This is a genomic window from Trabulsiella odontotermitis, from assembly GCF_001188485.1.
GTDB classification, from domain to species: domain Bacteria; phylum Pseudomonadota; class Gammaproteobacteria; order Enterobacterales; family Enterobacteriaceae; genus Trabulsiella; species Trabulsiella odontotermitis_A.
In genome coordinates, this window is record NZ_JNGH01000047.1 from 20,374 (window position 1) to 46,109 (window position 25,736).

Annotated in this window: 19 protein-coding genes and 2 pseudogenes; 19 read left to right on the forward strand and 2 right to left on the reverse strand. The window is 55.0% G+C overall.

Features of this window, described 5'->3' with window-relative positions:
• Both glnD and map read right to left on the reverse strand, forming a co-directional pair.
• Positions 1-2,664 carry a bifunctional uridylyltransferase/uridylyl-removing protein GlnD gene (gene glnD / locus GM30_RS03425; protein ID WP_049847498.1) on the reverse strand — a complete coding sequence of 888 codons (2,664 nt, stop codon included), beginning with the start codon at positions 2,662-2,664 and terminating at the stop codon, positions 1-3.
• Between the two features lie 60 nt (positions 2,665-2,724).
• Positions 2,725-3,519 carry a type I methionyl aminopeptidase gene (gene map / locus GM30_RS03430; protein WP_049847499.1) on the reverse strand — a complete coding sequence of 265 codons (795 nt, stop codon included), beginning with the start codon at positions 3,517-3,519 and terminating at the stop codon, positions 2,725-2,727.
• Between the two features lie 318 nt (positions 3,520-3,837).
• On the opposite strand from map, the gene rpsB reads away from it, so the two are divergent.
• The 19 genes and pseudogenes from rpsB (at position 3,838) to GM30_RS03520 (ending at position 25,680) form a co-directional block, all read left to right on the forward strand.
• Positions 3,838-4,563, forward strand: a complete 726-nt coding sequence (gene rpsB, locus GM30_RS03435; protein WP_049847500.1) for a 30S ribosomal protein S2 — start codon at positions 3,838-3,840, stop codon at positions 4,561-4,563.
• A gap of 128 nt (positions 4,564-4,691) precedes the next feature.
• Positions 4,692-5,543 carry a translation elongation factor Ts gene (gene tsf, locus GM30_RS03440; protein WP_049847501.1) on the forward strand — a complete coding sequence of 284 codons (852 nt, stop codon included), beginning with the start codon at positions 4,692-4,694 and terminating at the stop codon, positions 5,541-5,543.
• Positions 5,544-5,688: 145 nt separating this feature from the next.
• On the forward strand, positions 5,689-6,414 hold the full coding sequence (gene pyrH / locus GM30_RS03445) for a UMP kinase (protein WP_049847502.1): 726 nt from the start codon (positions 5,689-5,691) through the stop codon (positions 6,412-6,414).
• 155 nt (positions 6,415-6,569) lie between these two features.
• The gene (gene frr / locus GM30_RS03450) at positions 6,570-7,127 is read left to right on the forward strand and encodes a ribosome recycling factor (RefSeq protein ID WP_049847503.1); all 558 of its coding nucleotides are present in this window, start codon (positions 6,570-6,572) and stop codon (positions 7,125-7,127) included.
• 95 nt (positions 7,128-7,222) lie between these two features.
• The gene (gene ispC / locus GM30_RS03455) at positions 7,223-8,419 is read left to right on the forward strand and encodes a 1-deoxy-D-xylulose-5-phosphate reductoisomerase (RefSeq protein WP_049847504.1); all 1,197 of its coding nucleotides are present in this window, start codon (positions 7,223-7,225) and stop codon (positions 8,417-8,419) included.
• Positions 8,420-8,677: 258 nt separating this feature from the next.
• Positions 8,678-9,436 carry a (2E,6E)-farnesyl-diphosphate-specific ditrans,polycis-undecaprenyl-diphosphate synthase gene (ispU, locus tag GM30_RS03460; protein ID WP_038155531.1) on the forward strand — a complete coding sequence of 253 codons (759 nt, stop codon included), beginning with the start codon at positions 8,678-8,680 and terminating at the stop codon, positions 9,434-9,436.
• Positions 9,437-9,448: 12 nt separating this feature from the next.
• Positions 9,449-10,287 (forward strand): annotated as a pseudogene (cdsA, locus tag GM30_RS03465) (phosphatidate cytidylyltransferase).
• Positions 10,288-10,298: 11 nt separating this feature from the next.
• Positions 10,299-10,694 (forward strand): RIP metalloprotease RseP, encoded by a 396-nt coding sequence (rseP, locus tag GM30_RS27530; RefSeq protein WP_274519035.1) that lies wholly within the window; start codon positions 10,299-10,301, stop codon positions 10,692-10,694.
• Entirely contained in the window at positions 10,594-11,649 is a 1,056-nt protein-coding gene (gene rseP, locus GM30_RS03470) for a sigma E protease regulator RseP (protein WP_274519036.1), read from the forward strand. Before rseP (GM30_RS27530) ends, rseP (GM30_RS03470) begins: the two co-directional genes overlap by 101 nt.
• Before the next feature lie 31 nt (positions 11,650-11,680).
• Positions 11,681-14,092, forward strand: a complete 2,412-nt coding sequence (gene bamA, locus GM30_RS03475) for an outer membrane protein assembly factor BamA (protein ID WP_049847505.1) — start codon at positions 11,681-11,683, stop codon at positions 14,090-14,092.
• Positions 14,093-14,213: 121 nt separating this feature from the next.
• The gene (gene skp / locus GM30_RS03480) at positions 14,214-14,708 is read left to right on the forward strand and encodes a molecular chaperone Skp (RefSeq protein ID WP_049847506.1); all 495 of its coding nucleotides are present in this window, start codon (positions 14,214-14,216) and stop codon (positions 14,706-14,708) included.
• A 3-nt stretch (positions 14,709-14,711) separates the two neighbouring features.
• Positions 14,712-15,737 carry a UDP-3-O-(3-hydroxymyristoyl)glucosamine N-acyltransferase gene (gene lpxD, locus GM30_RS03485; RefSeq protein ID WP_049847507.1) on the forward strand — a complete coding sequence of 342 codons (1,026 nt, stop codon included), beginning with the start codon at positions 14,712-14,714 and terminating at the stop codon, positions 15,735-15,737.
• A gap of 106 nt (positions 15,738-15,843) precedes the next feature.
• Positions 15,844-16,299 carry a 3-hydroxyacyl-ACP dehydratase FabZ gene (gene fabZ, locus GM30_RS03490; RefSeq protein ID WP_007373234.1) on the forward strand — a complete coding sequence of 152 codons (456 nt, stop codon included), beginning with the start codon at positions 15,844-15,846 and terminating at the stop codon, positions 16,297-16,299.
• Between the two features lie 3 nt (positions 16,300-16,302).
• Positions 16,303-17,091, forward strand: a complete 789-nt coding sequence (lpxA, locus tag GM30_RS03495; RefSeq protein WP_049847508.1) for an acyl-ACP--UDP-N-acetylglucosamine O-acyltransferase — start codon at positions 16,303-16,305, stop codon at positions 17,089-17,091.
• Positions 17,091-18,617 (forward strand): lipid-A-disaccharide synthase, encoded by a 1,527-nt coding sequence (gene lpxB, locus GM30_RS03500; protein ID WP_072094022.1) that lies wholly within the window; start codon positions 17,091-17,093, stop codon positions 18,615-18,617. Before lpxA ends, lpxB begins: the two co-directional genes overlap by 1 nt.
• Positions 18,618-18,649: 32 nt before the next feature.
• Positions 18,650-22,020 (forward strand): annotated as a pseudogene (gene dnaE / locus GM30_RS03505) (DNA polymerase III subunit alpha).
• 12 nt (positions 22,021-22,032) lie between these two features.
• Entirely contained in the window at positions 22,033-22,992 is a 960-nt protein-coding gene (gene accA, locus GM30_RS03510) for an acetyl-CoA carboxylase carboxyl transferase subunit alpha (RefSeq protein WP_049847509.1), read from the forward strand.
• Between the two features lie 99 nt (positions 22,993-23,091).
• A complete protein-coding gene (gene ldcC, locus GM30_RS03515; protein WP_049847510.1) occupies positions 23,092-25,230 on the forward strand; it encodes a lysine decarboxylase LdcC in 2,139 nt (712 codons plus the stop codon).
• A 60-nt stretch (positions 25,231-25,290) separates the two neighbouring features.
• Positions 25,291-25,680: a VOC family protein gene (locus GM30_RS03520; RefSeq protein ID WP_049847511.1), complete on the forward strand. Its 390-nt coding sequence runs from the start codon at positions 25,291-25,293 to the stop codon at positions 25,678-25,680.
• Positions 25,681-25,736 lie beyond the last annotated feature (56 nt).

Sequence of the window (25,736 nt, forward strand, 5' to 3'; positions counted from 1 at the left end):
TTACCCTTTATCGTTTGGATTGAGGGCTGCTGTCAACCGCTGTTGCACTTCTTGCTGCAGCGCATTATTAAGGGCACGCCGGTCGGCGGTGGCGATTATAAATAAATCTTCTACTCGCTCACCAATTGTGGTGATCCTCGCCCCGTGAAGCGAAATGCCGAGGTCGGCAAACACCTGGCCAACGCGTGCCAGCAGTCCGGGTTGATCGAGGGCGATCAGCTCAAGGAAGGATTTTCTGTCAGTATGCGTCGGCAGGAAACTGACTTCGGTATCGACCGTAAAATGGCGCAGTTTTGCCGGTTTCCGCCGTGGCGTTGGCGGCTGCCAGGCGCGCTGGGTGATGGCCTGTTCCAGACCGTGACGAATCACGTCGTGGCGATCTGCCGACAGCGGGCTGCCGTCAGGCTCCAGCACGATAAAGGTATCCATCGCCATGCCGTCGCGGGTAGTGAAAATCTGCGCGTCGTGAACGCTGAGGTTGCGTCTGTCCAGCTCCGCACAAACGGCGGCAAAGAGATAGGGGCGGTCAGGGCTCCAGATAAAAATCTCCGTGCCGCCGCGGGTTGCCTGCGGGCTCAGCAGAATCAACGGTTTTGTCAGGTCATGCTGAAGCAGATGGCGCGCGTGCCAGGCGAGCTGGTTCGGCGTATGACGCACAAAGTAGTTGGCGCGGCAGCGCGCCCAGATCTGATGCAACGCTTCTTCGTCGATGTTGTCCATCCGCAGCAGCGCCAGCGCCTGTAACTGATGATGCCGCACGCGTTCGCGCATGTCCGGCATGCTTTGCATACCGCGGCGCAGCTGTTTTTCCGTGGCGAAATAGAGTTCGCGCAGCAGGCTCTGCTTCCAGCTGTTCCACAGGGTTTCGTTGGTGGCGCAGATATCGGCGACGGTCAGACAGACCAGAAAACGCAGGCGGTTTTCGGTTTGTACCGCTTCGGCGAATTGCTTGATGACCTCGGGATCCTGAATATCGCGACGCTGGGCGGTCACCGACATCAACAGATGGTGGCGTACCAGCCAGGCCACCAGCTGTGTTTCGCGGGAATTCAGGCCGTGCAGCTCGGCAAACTTGAGTACGTCCTGCGCGCCGAGAACGGAATGGTCGCCGCCGCGCCCTTTGGCGATATCGTGAAACAGCGCGGCGATGAGGATCAGTTCCGGGTGATTCAGCCGCGGCCAGAGTTCAACGCACAACGGATGCTGCGGGCGGGTCTCTTCGCGGGCAAAACTTTCCAGCTTCAGCAGGACGCGAATGGTGTGCTCATCGACGGTGTAGGCGTGAAACAAGTCAAACTGCATTTGCCCGACGATATACGACCACTGCGGCATATAGGCCCACAGCACGCTGTGGCGGTGCATCGGCAGCAGACCGCGGCGTACCGCGCCGGGGTGGCGCAGCATGCTGAGGAAAATCGACCGCGCCTCCGGGATGTAGCACAGCGGCTGTGCGAGATGGCGGCGCGCGTGACGCAAATGGCGCAGCGTGGTGGAGTAGATCCCGGTGATGGTGCTGTTGCGCACCATGATGTAGAACATTCGCAAAATGGCCTGCGGTTCGCGCATGAACAGCGTGTCGTCGCGCAGATCGATAAGCGTGCCGCGTAGCTGAAAATCGTCATCCAGTGGGCGCGGTTTTTCGTCCTCGGTCAGCGCCAGAATGGCTTCGTCAAACAGCTGCAGCAGCATCTGATTGAGTTCGCCGACGCGGCGGGTGACACGATAAAAATCCTTCATCATGTGCTCAACCGGCTCATTCCCTTCGCCGTGGTAGTTGAGCCGTTGCGCGACGCTGAGCTGACGATCGAACAGCAGGCGGTTATCGTAGCGGTTAAGTTCCAGATGGAGCGCAAAACGGATGCGCCACAGCAGATGCAGACACTCGTTCAGCTCATTACGCTCGGCTTCAGTCAGAAAACCGAAACCGACCATTTCGTCGAGCGAGGTGGCGCCAAAGTGACGGCGCGCGACCCACTGCAGGGTATGGATATCCCGCAATCCGCCAGGGCTGCTTTTGATATCCGGTTCGAGGTTGTAGCTGGTGCCGTGATAGCGCTGGTGGCGGTCGTTCTGCTCTTCTACTTTCGCGGCAAAGAATTTCTCGGAAGGCCAGAAGCCGTCGCTGAAAATGTGTTTTTGCAGTTCGAGAAACAGCGCGACATCGCCGATAAGCAGGCGGGTTTCAATCAGGTTAGTGGCGACGGTAAGGTCCGAAAGCCCTTCCAGCAGGCACTCTTCCAGCGTACGGACGCTGTGGCCGACTTCCAGCTTGATGTCCCACAGCAGCGTCAGCAGTTCGCCAATTTTTTGTGCTTCCTCGTCCGGCAGCTTTTTGCGGCTGAGTATCAGCAGGTCGATATCTGACAGCGGGTGCAGTTCGCCACGACCGTAGCCGCCCACCGCCACCAGCGCCACGTCGCTTATCTCGCCAAAACCGTAATGCAGCCACAGGCGTTGCAACAGCTGATCGATAAACACGGTGCGGGCATCAATCAGCTGCTCAGCGGAAATACCGTTGTCGAAGGCGTCGCCAAGCCAGCGCTGGAACGTTTCCAGTTGCGCCTTAATGGTGGCGCAGTTGAGAAATTCTTCGGGCCACGAGACCGGGTTCGCGGGCTGATCAGGCAAAACAGGCAGTGTGGTGTCAGGTAAAGAAGTGTTCATCGCGCCACCCATAAGAGAAAGCTATCACCCATAAAAAAGCCGGCTTTCGCCGGCTCTTCGTCATTCGTTGTGCGAGATTATCGCCGGGATGGTGTCATCCTTGCGTAGTGTCAGAATTTCGCAGCCGTTGTCCGTCACCACAATAGTATGCTCGTACTGTGCAGACAAGCTTCTGTCTTTGGTTTTCACCGTCCAGCCGTCTTTCATGGTGCGGATGCGGTAATCACCGGCGTTGACCATCGGTTCAATGGTGAAAGTCATGCCCTGTTTCAGCACCACGCCGCCGTCATCGGCATCATAGTGCAGTACCTGAGGCTCTTCGTGGAACCCGCGGCCAATACCGTGACCGCAGTATTCGCGCACCACGGAGAAGCCTTCCGCTTCGACAAATTTCTGAATAGCGGCGCCGAGGGTACGCAGGCGAATGCCCGGTTTCACCATTTTCAGGGCGAGGTACAGGCTTTCCTGCGTGACGCGGCACAGACGCTCGCCCAGAATCGTCGGTTTACCGACAATAAACATTTTTGAGGTGTCGCCGTGGTACTCGTCTTTAATGACGGTCACGTCGATGTTGACGATATCGCCGTCTTTCAGCAATTTTTCGTCATCCGGAATGCCATGGCATACCACTTCATTAATTGAGATGCACACGGATTTCGGGAAACCGTGATAGCCGAGGCAGGCTGAAATTGCATGCTGTTCGTTAACAATGTAGTCGTTGCAGATGCGATCCAGTTCGCCGGTGCTCACGCCCGGCTTAATAAACGGTTCGATCATCTCCAGCACATCCGCGGCCAGTTTGCCCGCGACGCGCATTTTTTCGATTTCTTCAGGGGTCTTGATTGAGATAGCCATGAATTCTGTCCATCAGGGCCGATTTATCGGCAATACTAATCTACGTGCTGCAATGGTATCAGCCTGGCGTACTTCCTGCCAAATTGAGAATCCTTTACCGCACACTGCGCCAACAATTATTGGTTTCCGGCAGTGATTTGTGGTATAAAGCGCGCCGGACTTCCGATCCATTTCAGATACACAGGCTGGACGGAAGCGATAAATCTCACTTTGTGTAACAACACACACGTATCGGCACATATTCCGGGGTGCCCTTCGGGGTCGGTAATATGGGATACGTGGAGGCATAACCCCAACTTTTATATAGAGGTTTTAAACATGGCAACTGTTTCCATGCGCGACATGCTCAAGGCTGGTGTTCACTTCGGTCACCAGACCCGTTACTGGAACCCGAAAATGAAGCCGTTCATCTTCGGTGCGCGTAACAAAGTTCACATCATCAACCTTGAGAAAACTGTACCGATGTTCAACGAAGCGCTGGCTGAGCTGAACAAGATCTCTTCTCGTAAAGGTAAAATCCTTTTCGTTGGTACCAAACGCGCTGCGAGCGAAGCGGTGAAAGAAGCGGCTAACAGCTGCGATCAGTTCTTCGTGAACCATCGCTGGCTGGGCGGTATGCTGACTAACTGGAAAACCGTTCGTCAGTCCATCAAACGTCTGAAAGATCTGGAAACTCAGTCTCAGGACGGTACTTTCGAAAAGCTGACCAAGAAAGAAGCGCTGATGCGCACTCGTGAGCTGGACAAGCTGGAAAACAGCCTGGGCGGTATCAAAGACATGGGCGGCCTGCCGGACGCACTGTTCGTTATCGACGCTGACCACGAGCACATCGCAATCAAAGAAGCAAACAACCTGGGTATTCCGGTATTTGCTATCGTTGATACTAACTCTGATCCGGACGGCGTTGATTTCGTTATCCCGGGTAACGACGATGCTATCCGTGCTGTCAGCCTGTACCTGGGCGCAGTCGCTGCGACCGTTCGTGAAGGCCGTTCTCAGGATCTGGCTTCTCAGGCGGAAGAAAGCTTCGTAGAAGCTGAATAATAAGGTTCAAGCCCTTATTTAACCAGGTAGTACTGAGTTTGGTTAGGGGCCTCTATATGGCCCCTTTTTCACTTTTATACCTGTTTGGCCGGGAGCCAGGCAGGTCTCAATCTCCCGAGGATTTTAGAATGGCTGAAATTACCGCTTCCCTGGTAAAAGAGCTGCGCGAACGTACTGGCGCAGGCATGATGGAATGTAAAAAAGCTCTGGTTGAAGCTAACGGCGACATCGAGCTGGCAATCGAGAACATGCGTAAATCCGGCGCTATCAAAGCGGCGAAAAAAGCAGGCAACGTGGCTGCTGACGGCGTGATCCTGACCAAAATCGAAGGCAACTACGGTGTGATTCTGGAAGTTAACTGCCAGACTGACTTCGTGGCTAAAGATGGTGGTTTCCAGGCGTTTGCTAACAAAGTTCTGGACGCTGCCACTGCAGGCAAAATCACTGACGTTGAAGTTCTGAAAGCACAGTTCGAAGAAGAGCGTGTTGCCCTGGTTGCTAAAATCGGTGAGAACATCAACATCCGTCGCGTATCTTCCCTGGAAGGCAACGTGCTGGGCAGCTACCTGCACGGCGCGCGTATCGGCGTTCTGGTTGCTGCAACTGGCGCTGACGAAGAACTGGTTAAACAGCTGGCAATGCACGTTGCTGCAAGCAAGCCGGAATTCGTTAAGCCGGAAGACGTGTCTGCTGACGTGGTAGAAAAAGAGTACCAGGTACAGCTGGACATCGCCATGCAGTCTGGCAAGCCGAAAGAAATCGCAGAGAAAATGGTTGAAGGCCGCATGAAGAAATTCACCGGCGAAGTTTCTCTGACTGGTCAGCCTTTCGTGATGGATCCGAGCAAAACCGTTGGACAGCTGCTGAAAGAGCACAACGCTGACGTGACTGGCTTCATCCGCTTTGAAGTGGGCGAAGGCATCGAGAAAGTTGAGACTGACTTCGCAGCAGAAGTTGCTGCAATGTCCAAGCAGTCTTAATCGCTGTAAAGGAGCCGCCTGAGGGCGGCTCTTCTTTGTACCCATCATGTGAAATTCAGTCAGCTCCGATTGGGTACGACTGTGAAGCAACGCATGATGTCGCCAGAAAAAACCATCCCATTCGTGACAGTCTCAGGAAAGAAACATGGCTACCAACGCAAAACCCGTCTACAAACGTATTCTGCTTAAGCTGAGTGGCGAAGCGCTGCAGGGCTCAGAAGGCTTCGGCATTGATGCAAGCATTCTCGACCGTATGGCGCAGGAAATTAAGGAACTGGTTGAACTGGGTATCCAGGTCGGTGTGGTGATTGGTGGCGGTAACTTATTCCGCGGCGCAGGCCTTGCGAAAGCGGGCATGAACCGCGTGGTGGGCGATCACATGGGGATGCTGGCGACCGTCATGAACGGTCTGGCAATGCGTGACGCGCTGCATCGCGCCTATGTGAATGCTCGTCTGATGTCTGCCATTCCGTTGAATGGCGTGTGTGATAACTACAGCTGGGCGGAAGCCATCAGCCTGCTGCGCAACAACCGTGTGGTGATCCTCTCCGCCGGTACCGGCAACCCGTTCTTCACCACCGATTCCGCTGCCTGCCTGCGCGGTATCGAGATCGAAGCGGATGTGGTGCTGAAAGCCACCAAGGTGGACGGCGTGTTTTCCGCCGATCCGATGAAGGATCCGACCGCCACGCTGTACGAACAGCTCACCTATCAGGATGTGCTGGAAAAAGAATTGAAAGTCATGGATCTGGCCGCCTTTACGCTGGCTCGTGACCACAACCTGCCGATTCGCGTCTTTAACATGAACAAGCCAGGCGCACTGCGTCGCGTTGTCATGGGCGAAAAAGAAGGCACTTTGATCACGGAATAATTTCCGTCGCGGCCAAATACAGGTAAGATTCCGCTTTAACAATGGCGGGTGATTTACCCGGTGGCATGATTTAAACGAGACTATACTTAGCACACTTTATTCTTCGCGGTGTGACTGTCTGGTCTGACTGAGACAAGTTTTCAAGGATTCGTAACGTGATTAGCGATATCAGAAAAGATGCCGAAGTACGCATGGACAAGTGCGTAGAAGCATTCAAAAACCAAATCAGCAAAATTCGCACGGGCCGTGCTTCTCCCAGCCTGCTGGATGGCATTGTCGTCGAATATTACGGTACGCCGACGCCGCTGCGTCAGCTGGCCAGCGTCACAGTAGAAGATACCCGCACGCTGAAAATCAACGTGTTCGATCGTTCTATGGGGCCGGCGGTTGAGAAAGCCATTATGGCGTCCGACCTGGGTCTGAACCCGAGCTCTGCGGGCAGCGACATCCGTGTTCCACTGCCGCCGCTGACCGAAGAACGTCGTAAAGATCTGATCAAAGTCGTGCGTGGCGAAGCGGAGCAGGGTCGTGTGGCCGTGCGTAACGTTCGCCGTGATGCGAACGACAAAGTAAAAGCACTGCTGAAAGATAAAGAGATCAGCGAAGATGACGATCGCCGCTCTCAGGATGACGTGCAGAAACTGACCGACGTGGCCATCAAGAAAATTGATACCGCGCTGGCAGAAAAAGAAGCAGAACTGATGCAGTTCTGATTTGCGCGGATAGCCGACAACGCCGTACAGGAGGCTTATAGCTTTGCTGGCGGCGTTTTGCTTTTTACCTCTTTTAAAATTCTTCCGGATCTTTCATGAAGCAATTAACCGTTCTTGGCTCTACTGGCTCCATTGGCTGTAACACACTGGATGTGGTACGTCATAACCGCGACCGTTTCGCCGTTACCGCGCTGGTCGCCGGTAAAAACGTTGACCGGATGGTCGAGCAATGCCTGGAGTTCACGCCGCGCTTTGCAGTGATGGATGATGAAGAGAGTGCGAAAGCGCTGAAAATCGCATTGCAGCAGCACGCTAGCCGGACGGAAGTGATGAGCGGTCAACAGGCGGCCAGCGATGTCGCCGCGCTGGATGATGTCGACCAGGTGATGGCGGCAATTGTCGGGGCGGCAGGACTGGTACCCACGCTTGCCGCAATCCATGCAGGCAAAGCGGTACTGCTGGCAAACAAGGAAGCGCTGGTCACCTGCGGGCGTTTGTTTATGGACGCGGTGAAACGCAGTGGCGCACAATTATTGCCTGTGGACAGTGAGCATAACGCGATTTTTCAGAGTTTACCGGAAACAATTCAGCAGAACCTGGGATACGCTGACCTGGAGCAGAATGGCGTTTCGTCGATTCTGCTTACCGGGTCTGGTGGCCCGTTTCGTGAGACCGCGTTGTCTGAGATGGCATCAATGACGCCGGATCAGGCATGCAAACATCCGAACTGGTCGATGGGGCGTAAAATCTCCGTCGATTCGGCCACCATGATGAACAAAGGTCTGGAATATATCGAAGCCCGTTGGCTGTTTAATGCTTCTGCCGCGCAGATGGAAGTGGTGCTGCATCCGCAATCGGTCATCCACTCGATGGTGCGTTATCTGGATGGCAGCGTGCTGGCGCAACTCGGAGAGCCAGACATGCGTACGCCGATCGCCCATACCATGGGCTGGCCTGCGCGCGTGGTCTCCGGCGCTAAACCACTCGATTTCTGCTCGCTGGGAACATTAAGTTTTGCCGCGCCTGATTACGATCGTTATCCGTGCCTGAAACTGGCGATGGACGCGTTTGAGAACGGGCAGGCGGCGACCACGACGCTGAATGCGGCGAATGAGATCACCGTCGCCGCCTTCCTTGCCGGACGCATTCGCTTTACCGATATCGCTGCATTAAATTTATCGGTACTGGAGATGATGTCGATGGCAGAACCGCAAAGTATTGATGAAGTGCTTGCGGTGGATGCTGGCGCGCGTGAACTGGCGCAAAAACAAGTGATGCGTTTCGCAAGCTGATGATAATCCGCCTGTGTTGAGTCGCGACATTTGTTAGCGCAGGGCTTCGGTGATATAGTCTGCGCCACCCTGTCGTAGCGATTTGATCGTTTGCGGGCGGGTGAGCCGTGATTTTCCACGGCTTTTTTTGCGTAAAGCTTTAGACTGTATCCCGTGGTTGGCCCTGGGTCGACGCGAAGCCAGCAGCGCAGTGATGGGCTGTCAGGGGCGGGTATTCCGTAGTACCGCTAATTCCTTTTCATGGATCATTAACGCGTTATGTTGTCTGCGAATCAACCAATAAGCGAAAAATTGCCCGCACATGGCTGTCATCATGTGGCGATAATCATGGACGGCAATGGGCGCTGGGCGAAGAGACAAGGGAAGATACGAGCCTTTGGTCATAAAGCGGGGGCGAAATCCGTTCGTCGCGCGGTCTCCTTTGCTGCAAATAATGGTATCAGCGCGTTAACCCTTTACGCATTCAGCAGTGAAAACTGGAATCGACCGGCGCAGGAAGTCAGCGCGTTGATGGAGCTGTTCGTCTGGGCGCTGGACAGCGAAGTAAAAAGTCTGAATCGCCACAATGTGCGTTTGCGTATTATTGGCGATACCAGCCGTTTCAATGCGCGTTTGCAGGAAAGAATTCGTAAAGCCGAAGCATTGACGCAGAATAATACAGGGTTAACACTCAATATTGCGGCAAATTACGGCGGTCGTTGGGATATTATTCAGGGAGTTCAGCATCTGGCTGAACAGGTTCAGGAAGGCGCACTCCGCCCCGATCAAATCACTGAAGATTTGCTGAGTCAGCAAATCTGCATGCACGAGCTGGCTCCCGTAGATTTAGTTATTAGGACAGGGGGAGAACATCGCATCAGTAACTTTCTGCTCTGGCAAATCGCCTACGCTGAACTTTACTTCACCGATGTTCTTTGGCCCGATTTCGATGAACAAGACTTTGAAGGTGCGTTGCATGCCTTTGCCAATCGTGAGCGTCGTTTCGGCGGCACCGAGCCAGGTGGCGAAAATGCCTGATGGGGGTCGCTTTTGCTGAAGTATCGCCTGATTTCTGCTTTCGTTTTAATTCCCGTTGTCATCGCGGCACTGTTCCTTTTGCCGCCCCTGGGGTTCGCCATTGTCACGCTCGTCGTCTCGATGCTGGCTGCGTGGGAATGGGGTCAGTTAAGCGGTTTCACGTCTCGCACCCAGCGAGTCTGGCTGGCGGTACTTTGCGGCCTGTTACTGGTGGTTATGCTGTTTTTACTGCCGGAATATCATCAAAATATCCATCAACCGTTGATTGAAGGCACGCTCTGGGCCTCGCTCGGCTGGTGGGTGGTGGCGCTGTTGCTGGTGTTGTCTTACCCCGGCTCTGCGGCATGGTGGCGCAACTCTAAAACCCTGCGTCTGATTTTTGGTTTACTGACTATCGTGCCGTTTTTCTGGGGCATGGTGGCGCTGCGCGCATGGCACTACGATGTAAACCACTACAGCGGCGCGCTGTGGCTGCTTTACGTTATGGTGCTGGTGTGGGGTGCGGACTCCGGTGCGTACATGTTCGGAAAACTGTTCGGCAAGCATAAGCTGGCACCGAAAGTCTCTCCGGGCAAAACGTGGCAAGGGTTTATCGGCGGGGGGTTTACAGCGGCGGCATGTGGGCTAATCTGGAAGTGGCTCCGGCGACCTTATTACTTTGTTCTGTTGTGGCGGCATTGGCCTCTGTTCTCGGCGATCTCACTGAGAGTATGTTTAAGCGGGAAGCGGGAATCAAAGACAGCGGTCATTTGATTCCAGGGCACGGCGGTATTCTGGATCGTATTGACAGCCTGACGGCGGCTGTTCCGGTCTTCGCCTGTCTGTTACTGTTAGTTTTCAGGACGATTTAACGGAAGGTTTTATGCTGAGCATTCTCTGGAATTTGGCTGCGTTTATCATTGCGCTGGGTGTGCTGATCACCGTGCATGAGTTTGGTCATTTCTGGGTTGCTCGCCGTTGCGGTGTTCGTGTTGAGCGTTTTTCCATCGGTTTCGGGAAAGCGCTGTGGCGCCGCGTCGACAAGCGCGGCACCGAATTTGTGATCGCTCTGATCCCCCTTGGCGGCTACGTCAAAATGCTGGATGAGCGCGTTGAACCGGTCACGCCGGAAATGCGCCATTACGCATTCAACAATAAAACAGTGGGGCAACGCGCCGCTGTTATCGCCGCCGGTCCGGTGGCCAATTTTCTCTTTGCTATTTTCGCTTACTGGCTGGGGGTTTTTCTTNGTGCCTGGCATTCGGCCCGTGGTTGGTGAAATAACACCCAATTCGATTGCTGCGGAAGCACAAATTGCACCTGGGACGGAACTTAAAGCCGTTGACGGTATCGAAACGCCTGATTGGGATGCGGTGCGTCTGGCGCTCGTCGCAAAAATTGGCGATTCTCAGACGACAATCACGGTTGCCCCTTTCGGAAGTCCCCAGCGCCAGGATAAAATCCTTGATCTTCGGCACTGGGCTTTTGAGCCGGATAAACAAGATCCGGTCACCGCGCTGGGGATCCATCCCCGCACGGCACAAATCGAGACTGTTCTGGCAGAAGTGCAGCCAGATTCCGCGGCAAGCAAAGCAGGTTTGCAAGCCGGCGACAGGATCGTTAAAGTCGGTGGTCAGCCGCTGACGCGATGGTTAACGTTTGTTACGCTGGTGCGTGATAATCCTGGTAAGCCATTGGCTCTTGAGATTGAACGGCAGGGCAGCGCCTTGTCATTAACATTGATACCCGACACAAAACGCGGTAGTGATGTGGCTCAGGGTTTTGCAGGGGTGGTGCCAAAAGTCACACCGCTGCCCGATGAGTTTAAGACAGTTCGGCAATATGGACCGTTTGACGCCATCCTTCAGGCCACGGATAAAACCTGGCAACTGATGACGTTAACGGTTCGGATGCTAGGAAAATTGATAACCGGTGACGTAAAACTGAACAACCTCAGTGGGCCGATCTCTATCGCCCAGGGGGCTGGGATGTCAGCGGAGTTTGGGTTGATTTACTATCTGATGTTTCTTGCACTCATCAGTGTGAATCTCGGCATCATCAACCTGTTCCCGCTGCCCGTACTCGATGGGGGTCATCTGCTCTTTTTAGCGATTGAAAAGCTGAAAGGCGGACCGGTATCCGAGCGAGTTCAAGACTTTAGTTATCGCATTGGCTCAATTCTGCTGGTGCTGTTAATGGGGCTTGCACTTTTCAATGATTTCTCTCGGCTCTAAGAGAGATGGTTAGGAAGAACGCATAATAACGATGGCGATGAAAAAGTTGCTTATAGCGTCGCTGCTGTTTAGCAGCGCGACCGTATACGGTGCTGACGGGTTCGTAGTGAAGGACATTCATTTCGAAGGCTTGCAGCGAGTCGCCGTTGGTGCGGCCCTTCTGAGTATGCCAGTGCGACCGGGCGATACGGTGACTGATGACGACATCAGTAACACCATTCGCGCCCTGTTCGCGACCGGAAACTTTGAGGACGTACGCGTTCTGCGGGATGGTGATACGCTGCTGGTGCAGGTCAAAGAGCGTCCCACTATTGCCAGCATCACTTTCTCCGGTAACAAGTCGGTGAAAGATGACATGCTGAAGCAGAACCTGGAAGCCTCCGGTGTTCGCGTTGGCGAATCCCTTGACCGCACAACCCTTTCCGACATCGAGAAGGGGCTGGAAGATTTTTACTACAGCGTAGGGAAATACAGCGCCAGCGTGAAAGCCGTGGTGACCCCGCTGCCGCGTAACCGCGTTGACCTCAAGCTGGTCTTCCAGGAAGGCGTCTCTGCCACAATCCAACAAATCAACATTGTGGGTAACCACGCGTTTACCACTGACGAACTGATCTCCAGCTTCCAGCTGCGTGATGAAGTGCCATGGTGGAACGTAGTGGGCGATCGTAAATATCAGAAACAGAAACTGGCGGGCGACCTTGAAACCCTGCGCAGCTACTATCTGGATCGCGGTTACGCACGCTTCAACATTGATTCGACGCAGGTCAGCCTGACGCCGGACAAAAAAGGCATCTATATTACCGTCAACATCACCGAAGGCGACCAGTACAAACTGTCTGGCGTGCAGGTGAGCGGTAATCTGGCGGGGCACTCCGCCGAGATCGAAAGCCTGACCAAAGTGGAGCCGGGTGAGCTCTACAACGGTACCAAAGTAACCAAAATGGAAGATGATATTAAAAAGCTTCTGGGTCGCTATGGTTACGCCTATCCGCGCGTACAGTCTCAGCCTGAAATCAACGACGCTGACAAAACCGTTAAGCTGCATGTGAACGTCGATGCCGGTAACCGTTACTACGTGCGTAAGATCCGCTTCGAAGGTAACGACACCTCGAAAGATGCCGTTCTGCGCCGCGAAATGCGCCAGATGGAAGGCGCGTGGCTGGGCAGCGATCTCGTTGATCAGGGTAAAGAGCGTCTGAACCGTCTGGGCTACTTCGAAACGGTTGATGTGGATACCCAGCGCGTATCGGGGAACCCGGATCAGGTCGATGTGGTTTACAAGGTGAAAGAGCGTAACACCGGTAGCTTCAACTTTGGTGTCGGTTACGGCACAGAAAGCGGCGTGAGCTTCCAGGTCGGCGTTCAGCAGGATAACTGGTTAGGTACCGGTTACTCTGTCGGCATCAATGGCACCAAAAACGACTATCAGACCTATTCCGAATTTTCTGTGACCAACCCGTATTTTACGGTTGATGGTGTGAGCCTCGGCGGTCGTATCTTCTACAATGATTTTAAAGCGGATGATGCTGACCTCTCCTCCTACACCAACAAGAGCTACGGTGTAGACGGAACGCTCGGTTTCCCGATTAACGAATATAACACGCTGCGCGCCGGGTTAGGTTACGTCCATAACGACCTGTCTAACATGGAACCGCAGGTGGCGATGAACCGTTATCTGACGTCAATCGGCCAGCCAGCCAGCGTAACGCAGGATGACAACGGCTTCTCGGCAGATGACTTCACCTTCAACTACGGTTGGACGTATAACAACCTCGACCGCGGGTTCTTCCCGACGAAAGGTAATCGCGTCAACCTGAACGGTAAAGTGACGGTCCCGGGCTCCGATAACGAGTTCTACAAAATGACGCTGGATACCGCCTCCTACTTCCCGATCGATGACGATCACAAATGGGTGGTGCTGGGTCGTACCCGCTGGGGCTATGGTGACGGTCTGGGCGGCAAAGAGATGCCGTTCTATGAAAACTTCTATGCCGGTGGTTCCAGCACCGTGCGTGGCTTCCAGTCGAATAACATCGGCCCGAAAGCCGCGTATTATGGCGCACCGGGTCTGGATGAATGTAACCAGAGCTCAGGTATTTGTAAGTCTGATGATGCGGTCGGTGGTAACGCCATGGGCGTCGCCAGCATGGAGTTAATTGTTCCGACGCCGTTCGTTAGCGATAAGTACGCGAACTCGATTCGTACATCCTTCTTCTGGGATGCGGGTTCTGTGTGGGATACCCATTGGGAGAACACCGCAGCAACGCGTGCAGCAGGTATTCCGGATTATAGCGATCCGAGTAATATCCGTATGTCAGCCGGTATCGCATTACAATGGATGTCTCCATTGGGGCCGTTGGTCTTCTCCTACGCCCAGCCGTTCAAGAAATACGACGGAGACAAAGCAGAACAGTTCCAGTTTAACATTGGTAAAACCTGGTAATTGTTCGGTGCAAAGGAATGCATATGCAGTGTAGCGATGACTCAGGTGAACACTTCGGTGGTCGCCAGGCCACGCAAAAGACGGTACCTCAGGGTACATATGGGATGGTAAGGAGTTAATTGTGAAAAAGTGGTTATTAGCTGCAGGTCTCGGTTTAGCAATGGCAACGTCTGCTCAGGCAGCGGACAAAATTGCGATTGTTAACATGGGTAGTCTGTTCCAGCAGGTTGCACAGAAAACAGGCGTTTCTGCTACGCTGGAAAACGAGTTCAAAGGCCGTGCCGGCGAACTGCAGCGTCAGGAATCCGATCTGCAATCCAAAATGCAGCGTTTGCAGCGCGATGGTTCTACCATGAAGGCCAGCGACCGCACCAAACTGGAAAAAGACATCATGTCTCAGCGTCAGACCTTCTCTCAGAAAGCCCAGGCTTTCGAGCAGGATCGTGCGCGTCGCTCTAACGAAGAGCGCGGTAAACTGGTCACCCGTATCCAGACTGCCGTGAAGAAAGTGGCTGACGATCAAAGCATCGACCTGGTTGTTGACGCGAATACCGTCGCTTACAACAGCAGCGATATCAAAGATATCACCGCTGATGTACTGAAACAGGTTAAATAAGTAATGCCTTCAATTCGACTGGCTGATTTAGCTCAGCAGTTGGATGCAGAATTACACGGTGATGGCGATCTCGTCATCACCGGCGTTGCGTCCATGCAATCTGCTAAAGCAGGTCACATTTCGTTCATGGTGAATCCTAAATACCGTGAACACCTGGCGCTTTGCCAGGCCTCTGCGATCGTGATGACGCAGGACGATCTTCCTTTTGCCAAAAGCGCGGCCCTGGTAGTGAAGAATCCCTACCTGACCTACGCTCGTATGGCACAAATTCTTGATACCACGCCGCAGCCAGCGCAGAACATCGCACCCAGTGCGGTGATCGACGCATCGGCAACGCTCGGCAACAACGTTTCTGTCGGGGCGAACGCGGTGATCGAATCCGGCGTCGTGCTTGGCGATAACGTTGTTATCGGCGCGGGCTGCTTCGTGGGTAAAAACACAAAAATCGGTGCGGGTTCCCGACTGTGGGCTAACGTTACCGTTTACCACGAGATTGAAATCGGCGAAAATTGCCTGATCCAGTCCAGCACCGTGATCGGCGCTGACGGCTTCGGTTACGCCAATGATCGCGGTAACTGGGTTAAGATCCCGCAACTCGGTCGCGTTCTTATTGGCGATCGTGTGGAGATTGGCGCCTGTACCACGATTGACCGTGGGGCGCTGGACGACACGGTGATCGGCAACGGTGTTATCATTGATAACCAGTGCCAGATTGCACACAACGTGGTTATTGGCGACAATACCGCGGTTGCAGGTGGCGTTATCATGGCGGGAAGCCTGAAAATTGGCCGTTACTGCATGATTGGCGGTGCCAGCGTGATTAACGGGCATATGGAAATTTGCGACAAGGTGACGGTCACCGGTATGGGCATGGTTATGCGTCCGATCACCGAACCTGGCGTCTATTCCTCCGGTATTCCGTTGCAACCGAACAAAGTGTGGCGCAAAACGGCAGCCCTGGTGATGAACATTGATGATATGAATAAGCGTCTTAAGAGTATTGAGCGCAAGGTCAATCAACAAGACTAAAAATTCATCATTCAGACCCTGCATTTCCCGGCCTGTCGGCATTCCTGTGATTGCGGCAGGCCGTGTTATTATTGCCATTCAGTATATTTTTGACAGGAAGAGTATTTTGACTACTGACACTCATACTCTGCACATTGAAGAGATTTTAGAGCTTCTGCCACACCGCTACCCGTTCTTACTGGTCGATCGCGTGTTGGATTTTGAAGAAGGTCGTTTTCTGCGCGCAGTGAAAAATGTTTCTGTAAACGAACCGTTTTTCCAGGGGCACTTCCCTGGTAAACCGATTTTTCCGGGCGTGCTGATCCTGGAAGCGATGGCGCAGGCCACCGGTATTCTGGCGTTTAAAAGCGTAGGCAAACTGGAACCTGGCGAGCTGTACTATTTCGCCGGGATCGACGAAGCACGCTTTAAACGCCCGGTTGTGCCTGGCGATCAAATGATCATGGAAGTGACCTTCGAGAAAACCCGTCGTGGCCTGACCCGCTTCAAGGGCGTTGCCCTCGTTGACGGGAAAGTGGTCTGCGAAGCGACGATGATGTGTGCGCGTAGCCGGGAGGCCTGATACGTGATTGATAAAACTGCCTTTGTTCATCCCACCGCCATTGTGGAAGAGGGTGCCGTTATCGGTGCCAACGCGCACATTGGTCCGTTTTGTATTGTTGGCCCGAATGTTGAAATCGGCGAGGGCACCGTACTGAAATCTCATGTTGTGGTTAACGGTCACACGACGATCGGTAAAGACAACGTGATCTATCAGTTCGCTTCCATCGGGGAAGTTAACCAGGATCTCAAATATGCTGGTGAACCGACGCGTGTGGAAATCGGCGACCGTAACCGCATCCGCGAAAGCGTGACTATTCATCGCGGCACAGTACAGGGCGGTGGACTGACGAAGGTGGGCAGCGATAACCTGCTGATGGTTAATGCCCACGTGGCACATGACTGCACGCTCGGCAACCGCTGCATTCTCGCCAACAACGCAACGCTGGCGGGGCACGTATCGATTGATGACTTCGCGATTATCGGCGGTATGACGGCCATCCATCAGTTCTGCATCATTGGTGCGCATGTGATGGTTGGCGGCTGTTCTGGCGTTGCCCAGGACGTACCGCCGTACGTGATTGCGCAGGGCAACCACGCCACGCCTTTCGGCGTTAACATCGAAGGGCTGAAGCGTCGCGGCTTTAGTCGTGAGGCGATTACGGCGATCCGTAACGCGTACAAACAGCTGTACCGTAGCGGTAAAACGCTGGAAGAAGCCAAACCAGAGATTGAAGCCCTGGCCGAACAGTATCCGGAAGTCAAAGCGTTCACCGAGTTCTTCGAACGTTCGACGCGCGGACTGATTCGTTAATGGCGGAACAGCGTCCTCTGACAATTGCCCTGGTCGCCGGAGAAACCTCCGGCGATATCCTTGGCGCAGGTCTCATCCGTGCTCTGAAAGCGCGGGTTCCCAACGCACGTTTTGTCGGTGTGGCGGGGCCATTGATGCAGGCGGAAGGTTGTGAAGCCTGGTATGAAATGGAAGAGCTGGCGGTGATGGGCGTTGTCGAGGTGCTGGGGCGTCTGCGTCGTCTGCTGCACATTCGCGCCGATCTCACCCAACGTTTTACCGAACTTAAACCCGATGTTTTCGTCGGTATTGATGCGCCTGACTTCAACATTACCCTCGAGGGCAATCTGAAAAAGCAGGGGATCAAAACCATTCATTACGTCAGCCCGTCCGTCTGGGCCTGGCGACAAAAACGCGTTTTCAAAATCGGCAGATCCACCCACCTGGTGCTCGCGTTCCTGCCTTTCGAAAAAGCGTTTTATGACCGTTTCAACGTCCCGTGCCGGTTTATCGGCCACACCATGGCCGATGCCATGCCGCTGGATCCCGATAAAAACGCGGCGCGCGATGTGTTAGGTATTCCGCATGACGCCCATTGTCTCGCCTTGCTGCCCGGCAGCCGTGGCGCAGAAGTGGAAATGCTCAGCGCGGATTTCCTGAAAACGGCGCAGATCCTGCGCAATCATTATCCCGATCTTGAAGTCGTGGTGCCGCTGGTTAACGCGAAGCGCCGTGAACAGTTTGAGCGCATCAAAGCGGAAGTCGCTCCCGATCTTCGCGTGCACTTGCTTGATGGTAAAGGGCGCGAAGCGATGGTCGCCAGCGATGCCGCCCTGCTGGCGTCCGGCACGGCGGCGCTGGAGTGTATGCTGGCGAAATGCCCGATGGTCGTCGGTTATCGCATGAAGCCGTTGACATTCTGGCTGGCGAAGCGGTTAGTGAAAACGGACTACGTTTCACTGCCGAACCTGCTCGCCGGACGTGAACTGGTGAAAGAGCTGCTGCAGGACGACTGCCAGCCGCAGGCGCTGGCTGACGCGCTGCTGCCGTTGCTGGCTAACGGTCCGATTGTGGGCCTCAACGACTCGAAAAAACTCTCTGAAAAGCGCCGCCTTGCGCTGTTTGACGAAATCACTGAGAAAGCCCTGTGCTGGAGCCTTGGCCGCGCAGAGCCGCATGAAATCGACGAACTGAATATTTTGCATGCCACCATGCTGGCGATGCAGCGCGCCGTTGCTGGCTTAAAAATCGCACCGGAATATGTGCTGATTGATGGCAACCGCTGCCCGGCGCTGCCCATGCCGTCGATGGCGGTGGTCAAAGGCGACAGCCGGGTCCAGGAAATCAGCGCCGCGTCGATTCTGGCGAAAGTGACGCGTGATGCGGAAATGACGGCACTGGATCTCAACTTTCCCCAGTATGGCTTTGCGCAGCATAAAGGGTATCCTACCGCTTTCCACCTGGAGAAGCTGGCCGAGCACGGTGCGACCGAGCATCATCGACGCAGTTTTGCTCCGGTAAAACGTGCGCTGGGTCTTGTGTCCTGACCGGGCGCTATTAAGCAACGCGGAATCTGAAGATGGCTGAACCACGTTTCGTACACCTGCGGGTGCACAGTGACTACTCCATGATCGATGGGCTGGCGAAGACCGGGCCGCTGGTGAAAAAGGCGGCCGCGATTGGCATGCCTGCGCTGGCGATCACCGATTTCACCAACCTGTGCGGGCTGGTGAAGTTCTACGGAGCGGGACACGGCGCCGGCATGAAGCCGATAGTCGGCGCTGATTTTCACGTCCAGAGCGATCTACTGGGCGATGAACTCACTGAACTGACGGTACTTGCCGCCAATAATACCGGCTACCAGAACCTGACGCTGCTGATTTCCCGCGCCCACCTCGAACACAACGAAGGGTTGATTTTACTGTCCGGCGCGCGGATGGGCGACGTCGGTCGTAGCCTGTTGCGCGGCAACATGGCGCTGGTCGAACAGTGCGTGTCGTTTTATGAAGAACATTTTCGCGATCGCTACTACCTGGAGTTGATCCGTACTGGCCGTGCGGATGAAGAAAACTACCTGCATGCGGCCGTCGCACTGGCCGAAGAGCGCGGTCTGCCGGTCGTCGCCACTAACGACGTGCGTTTTATCGACGCGGGTGATTTCGACGCCCATGAAATTCGCGTCGCGATCCACGATGGCTTCACGCTCGACGATCCGAAGCGCCCCCGCAACTATTCTGCACAACAGTACATGCGTACTGAAGATGAGATGTGCGAACTGTTCGCGGACATCCCGGAAGCGCTGGAAAACACCGTTGAGATCGCGAAACGCTGCAACGTGACCGTGCGTCTGGGCGAGTACTTCCTGCCGCAATTCCCCACCGGGGAGATGACCACAGAAGATTTCCTCGTCGCCAAATCGAAAGAGGGGCTGGAAGAGCGTCTTGAATTCCTCTTCCCCGATCCCGCTGTGCGGGCGGAAAAACGTCCGGAATACGATGCGCGTCTGGATATCGAACTTCAGGTGATCAACCAGATGGGGTTCCCTGGCTACTTCCTCATCGTCATGGAGTTTATCCAGTGGTCGAAGGATAACGGTGTCCCGGTTGGCCCCGGACGAGGCTCCGGTGCGGGCTCGCTGGTGGCCTACGCGCTGAAAATTACCGACCTCGATCCTCTCGAATTCGATCTGCTGTTCGAACGTTTCCTTAACCCGGAACGTGTCTCCATGCCTGACTTTGACGTCGATTTCTGCATGGAAAAACGTGACCAGGTGATCGAGCACGTGGCGGATATGTACGGCCGCGACGCGGTATCCCAGATCATCACCTTCGGTACCATGGCGGCGAAAGCGGTGATCCGCGACGTGGGCCGCGTGCTGGGCCACCCGTATGGCTTTGTCGATCGCATCTCCAAACTTGTGCCGCCCGATCCGGGTATGACGCTGGCGAAAGCGTTTGAAGCCGAACCGCAACTGCCGGAAATCTACGAGGCAGATGAAGAGGTTAAAGCGCTGATCGACATGGCGCGTAAGCTGGAAGGCGTCACGCGTAACGCCGGTAAACACGCCGGTGGCGTGGTGATCGCGCCGACTAAAATCACCGATTTTGCCCCGCTGTACTGTGATGAAGCCGGTCAGCACCCGGTGACCCAGTTTGATAAAAACGACGTGGAATATGCCGGGCTGGTCAAATTCGACTTCCTTGGTCTGCGTACGCTCACCATCATCAACTGGGCGCTGGAGATGATTAACGCCCGCCGTGAAAAAAACGGCGAGCCGCCGCTGGATATCGCGGCCATCCCGCTGGATGACAAGAAAAGCTTCGACATGCTGCAGCGCTCGGAAACCACGGCGGTATTCCAGCTTGAATCGCGCGGCATGAAAGATCTGATCAAGCGTCTGCAGCCTGACTGCTTCGAAGATATGATCGCGCTGGTGGCCCTGTTCCGTCCGGGGCCGCTGCAGTCGGGCATGGTAGATAACTTTATTGACCGTAAGCACGGGCGCGAAGAGATTTCCTACCCGGACGTTCAGTGGCAGCACGAAAGCCTGAAACCGGTGCTGGAGCCGACTTATGGCATCATTCTGTATCAGGAACAGGTGATGCAGATTGCCCAGGTGCTTTCCGGCTATACGCTGGGCGGCGCAGATATGCTGCGTCGTGCGATGGGTAAGAAAAAGCCAGAAGAGATGGCCAAGCAGCGCGGCACTTTCGAAGAAGGTGCGAAGAAAAACGGCGTTGATGGCGAACTGGCGATGAAAATCTTCGACCTGGTGGAAAAATTCGCCGGTTACGGATTTAACAAATCACACTCCGCCGCCTACGCGCTGGTCTCTTACCAGACGCTGTGGTTGAAAGCGCACTACCCGGCCGAGTTTATGGCGGGGGGGGGCTTAAAATCCTGCCGCCGGATATCAACTCCGGCCTGTACCATTTCCACGTCAACGATGACGGCGAAATCGTCTACGGCATTGGTGCGATTAAAGGCGTTGGCGAAGGTCCGATCGAAGCGATCCTTGAGGCGCGTAACGAGGGCGGTTACTTCCGCGAGCTGTTTGATCTCTGCGCGCGTACCGACACCAAAAAACTCAACCGCCGGGTGCTGGAAAAACTGATCATGTCCGGGGCGTTTGACAGGCTTGGTCCGCACCGCGCGGCATTGATGAATTCGCTCAGCGATGCGCTGAAAGCGGCGGATCAGCATGCCAGGGCCGAAGCCATTGGTCAGGCAGATATGTTCGGCGTGCTGGCGGAAGAGCCGGAGCAAATAGAACAGTCCTACGCCAGCTGTCAGCCCTGGCCGGAACAAATTGTTCTGGATGGCGAGCGTGAAACGTTAGGTTTATACCTGACGGGGCACCCGATCACCCAGTACCTGAAAGAAATTGAGCGCTATGTTGGAGGCTATCGGCTAAAAGACATGCATCCGACCGAACGTGGGAAGGTCACCACGGCGGCGGGGCTCGTGATTGCTGCGAGGGTCATGGTCACCAAACGCGGCAATCGTATCGGCATCTGTACGCTGGATGACCGTTCCGGGCGGCTTGAAGTGATGTTGTTCACGGACGCCCTGGATAAATACCAGCAATTGCTGGAAAAAGACCGCATACTTATCGTCAGCGGACAGGTCAGCTTTGATGACTTCAGCGGGGGGCTTAAAATGACCGCCCGCGAAGTGATGGACATTGACGAAGCCCGGGAAAAATATGCACGCGGGCTTGCTATCTCGCTGACGGACAGGCAAATTGATGACCAGCTTTTAAACCGTCTCCGCCAGTCTCTGGAACCCCACCGTTCGGGGACCATTCCAGTGCATCTCTACTATCAGAGAGCGGATGCACGCGCGCGGTTGCGCTTTGGCGCGACCTGGCGTGTCTCTCCGAGCGATCGTTTACTCAACGATCTGCGTAGCCTCATCGGCCCGGAGCAGGTGGAACTGGAGTTTGACTAATACAGGAATACTATGAGTCTGAATTTCCTTGATTTCGAACAGCCGATCGCCGAGCTGGAAGCGAAAATCGATTCCCTGACAGCGGTAAGCCGTCAGGATGAGAAACTGGATATTAACATCGACGAAGAAGTGCATCGTCTGCGTGAAAAAAGCGTAGAACTGACGCGCAAAATCTTCGCCGATCTTGGTGCATGGCAGGTCGCTCAGTTGGCGCGCCATCCACAACGCCCATATACCCTGGATTATGTCCGCCTGGCGTTCGATGAATTCGACGAACTGGCCGGTGACCGCGCTTACGCTGACGACAAAGCGATTGTCGGCGGGATTGCGCGTCTGGACGGGCGTCCGGTGATGATCATTGGTCATCAGAAAGGTCGTGAAACCAAAGAGAAGATTCGTCGTAACTTTGGTATGCCGGCGCCGGAAGGCTACCGCAAAGCCTTGCGCCTGATGCAAATGGCAGAACGCTTTAACATGCCGATCATCACCTTCATCGATACCCCGGGTGCTTACCCTGGCGTGGGTGCGGAAGAGCGTGGTCAGTCTGAAGCGATCGCCCGCAACCTGCGTGAAATGTCGCGCCTGAAAGTGCCGACCATCTGTACCGTTATTGGTGAAGGTGGTTCCGGCGGCGCGCTGGCGATCGGCGTGGGTGACAAAGTTAACATGCTGCAGTACAGCACCTATTCGGTTATCTCGCCGGAAGGCTGTGCGTCAATTCTGTGGAAGAGCGCCGATAAGGCACCGCTGGCCGCAGAAGCGATGGGCATTATCGCCCCGCGCCTGAAAGAGCTGAAACTGATCGATTCCATCATTCCGGAACCGCTGGGTGGCGCGCACCGTAACCCGGAAGCGATCGCCGCAAGCCTGAAAGCGCAACTGCTGGCGGATCTCGCCGATCTCGACGTGCTGAGCAAAGACGATCTGCTCAATCGCCGATACCAGCGCCTGATGAGCTACGGTTACGCATAACCGACAGCGCCTTCTGAAAAGCCGCACTCGTATGCGGCTTTTTTTATGTCTGCGGTTTAGCCAGGCTATGATTAGCTAAAGGTTTTCCAGGAGGAACGCGTGAATATAATTGCCATTATGGGGCCTCACGGGGTCTACCACAAAGACGAGCCCATCAAGGAACTGGAAGCGGCGCTGGCACGACAGGGATTTAAAACCATCTGGCCGCAAAACAGCGCCGATCTCATTAAGTTCATCGAGCATAACCCCCGTATTTGTGGCGTGATTTTCGACTGGGACGAATACAGCGTCGATCTCTGCAGCGAGATAAACCAGCTCAATGAATATCTCCCGCTGTATGCGTTTATTGATACCCACTCAACGATGGACGTTTCCGTCCACGACATGCGCATGGCGCTGTGGTTCTTTGAATATGCGCTGGGGCAGGCGGAAGACATCGCCACCCGCATTCATCAGTACACCGGGGAATACCTCGATAACATCACACCGCCATTTACCCGCGCGCTGTTCACCTACGTGAAAGAAGGCAAATATACGTTCTGTACGCCGGGCCACATGGGCGGTACGGCCTATCAGAAAAGCCCGGTGGGCTGTCTGTTTTATGACTTTTTCGGCGGAAATACGCTGAAAGCGGACGTGTCGATTTCGGTGACGGAACTGGGTTCGCTGCTCGATCACACCGGCCCGCATCTGGAAGCGGAAGAGTATATCGCCCGCACCTTTGGTGCCGAGCAGAGCTACATGGTGACCAATGGCACCTCTACCTCGAACAAAATCATCGGCATGTATGCCGCGCCCGCGGGCAGCACGTTGCTGATTGACCGCAACTGCCACAAATCATTAGCGCATCTGTTGATGATGAGCGACGTGGTGCCGCTGTGGTTAAAACCGACGCGTAACGCGCTGGGGATCCTGGGCGGCATTCCACGGCGTGAATTCACCCACGACAGCCTCGCGCAGAAGGTGGCGACAACGCCGCAGGCGCAGTGGCCGGTACATGCGGTGATCACCAATTCGACCTATGACGGCCTGCTGTACAACACCACCTGGATCAAGCAGACGCTGGACGTGCCTTCCATTCATTTCGATTCGGCCTGGGTGCCCTATACGCATTTTCACCCGATCTATCAGGGAAAGAGCGGCATGAGCGGCGATCGCGTGCCGGGCAAAGTGATCTACGAAACGCAGTCGACCCACAAAATGCTTGCCGCGCTGTCGCAGGCCTCGCTGATCCACATCAAAGGGGATTACGACGAGGAGACGTTTAACGAAGCGTTTATGATGCATACCTCCACGTCGCCGAGCTATCCCATTGTCGCGTCAATTGAAACGGCGGCGGCGATGCTGCGCGGGAATCCCGGCAAACGGCTGATCCATCGCTCGGTTGAGCGCGCGCTGCACTTTCGCAAAGAGGTGCAACGGCTACGTGAAGAGTCGGAGGGCTGGTTCTTTGATATCTGGCAGCCGGAAGCGGTGGATCAAGCTGAATGCTGGCCAGTGGCGCCGGGTGAAGACTGGCACGGTTTCGCTGATGCCGACGCGGATCATATGTTTCTCGATCCGGTCAAAGTGACCATTCTCACGCCGGGCATGGATGAGCAGGGCAATATGGGCGACGAGGGGATCCCGGCGGCGCTGGTGGCGAAATTCCTCGACGAGCGCGGTGTGGTGGTGGAAAAAACCGGGCCGTACAATCTGCTGTTTCTGTTCAGCATCGGCATCGATAAAACCCGGGCGATGGGGTTACTGCGCGGGCTGACGGAGTTTAAACGCGCTTACGATCTCAATTTGCGCGTCAAAAATATGCTACCTGATCTCTATGCGGAGGATCCCGATTTTTACCGCAACATGCGCATTCAGGATCTGGCCCAGGGCATCCACAAACTGATCCGCCAGCATCAGCTTTCGCACCTGATGCTGCGCGCGTTTGACGTGCTGCCACAAATGGTGATGACGCCGCATCAGGCATGGCAGCGGCAGATCAAAGGCGAGGTGGAAACCATCGAGCTGGAGCATCTGGTAGGCCGGGTGTCGGCAAACATGATCCTGCCGTATCCGCCAGGCGTGCCGCTGCTGATGCCGGGCGAGATGATCACCGAAGAGAGCCGGTCGGTGCTCGATTTCCTGCTGATGCTGTGCTCGATAGGGCACCACTATCCTGGATTCGAAACCGACATTCACGGCGCGCGGCGCGGTGAGGACGGCGTTTATCGGGTACGAGTCTTAAAAAACGACTGAAGGGTTGCATGCAGCGGCCGCGGGCGGGTAACGTGCAGGGATACTTAAAGGAGGATTTCCATGCTGGGTTTAAAACAGGTTCACCACATTGCCATCATTGCGTCGGATTACGCAAAGAGCAAAGCCTTCTACTGCGACATTCTCGGTTTTACGCTGCAGAGTGAAGCCTATCGTGAAGCGCGCGACTCCTGGAAAGGCGATCTGGCGCTGAACGGGCACTATGTGATTGAACTGTTCTCCTTTCCGTTTCCGCCTGCGCGCCCGAGCCGCCCGGAGGCCTGCGGGTTGCGTCATCTGGCGTTCAGCGTAGACGATATTGACCAGGCGGTTGCCCACCTCGAAAGCAAAGGTGTGCGCTGCGAAGCGATTCGCGTCGATCCCTTTACCGATAAGCGCTTTACCTTTTTCAACGATCCTGACGGCCTGCCGCTGGAGCTCTACCAGCAATAACGCTTGTCATCACAGACTTAGCCCGGTAACGTGCCGGGTTAGGCTTCTTTATCGCA

What these genes read in the sequence shown, in the direction of transcription:
- glnD (WP_049847498.1), bottom strand. Translation starts at nt 2,664, where the DNA reads ATGAACACTTCTTTACCTGACACCACACTGCCTGTTTTGCCTGATCAG.
- map (WP_049847499.1), bottom strand. Translation starts at nt 3,519, where the DNA reads ATGGCTATCTCAATCAAGACCCCTGAAGAAATCGAAAAAATGCGCGTC.
- rpsB (WP_049847500.1), top strand. Translation starts at nt 3,838, where the DNA reads ATGGCAACTGTTTCCATGCGCGACATGCTCAAGGCTGGTGTTCACTTC.
- tsf (WP_049847501.1), top strand. Translation starts at nt 4,692, where the DNA reads ATGGCTGAAATTACCGCTTCCCTGGTAAAAGAGCTGCGCGAACGTACT.
- pyrH (WP_049847502.1), top strand. Translation starts at nt 5,689, where the DNA reads ATGGCTACCAACGCAAAACCCGTCTACAAACGTATTCTGCTTAAGCTG.
- ispC (WP_049847504.1), top strand. Translation starts at nt 7,223, where the DNA reads ATGAAGCAATTAACCGTTCTTGGCTCTACTGGCTCCATTGGCTGTAAC.
- ispU (WP_038155531.1), top strand. Translation starts at nt 8,678, where the DNA reads ATGTTGTCTGCGAATCAACCAATAAGCGAAAAATTGCCCGCACATGGC.
- bamA (WP_049847505.1), top strand. Translation starts at nt 11,681, where the DNA reads ATGGCGATGAAAAAGTTGCTTATAGCGTCGCTGCTGTTTAGCAGCGCG.
- lpxD (WP_049847507.1), top strand. Translation starts at nt 14,712, where the DNA reads ATGCCTTCAATTCGACTGGCTGATTTAGCTCAGCAGTTGGATGCAGAA.
- lpxB (WP_072094022.1), top strand. Translation starts at nt 17,091, where the DNA reads ATGGCGGAACAGCGTCCTCTGACAATTGCCCTGGTCGCCGGAGAAACC.
- accA (WP_049847509.1), top strand. Translation starts at nt 22,033, where the DNA reads ATGAGTCTGAATTTCCTTGATTTCGAACAGCCGATCGCCGAGCTGGAA.
- GM30_RS03520 (WP_049847511.1), top strand. Translation starts at nt 25,291, where the DNA reads ATGCTGGGTTTAAAACAGGTTCACCACATTGCCATCATTGCGTCGGAT.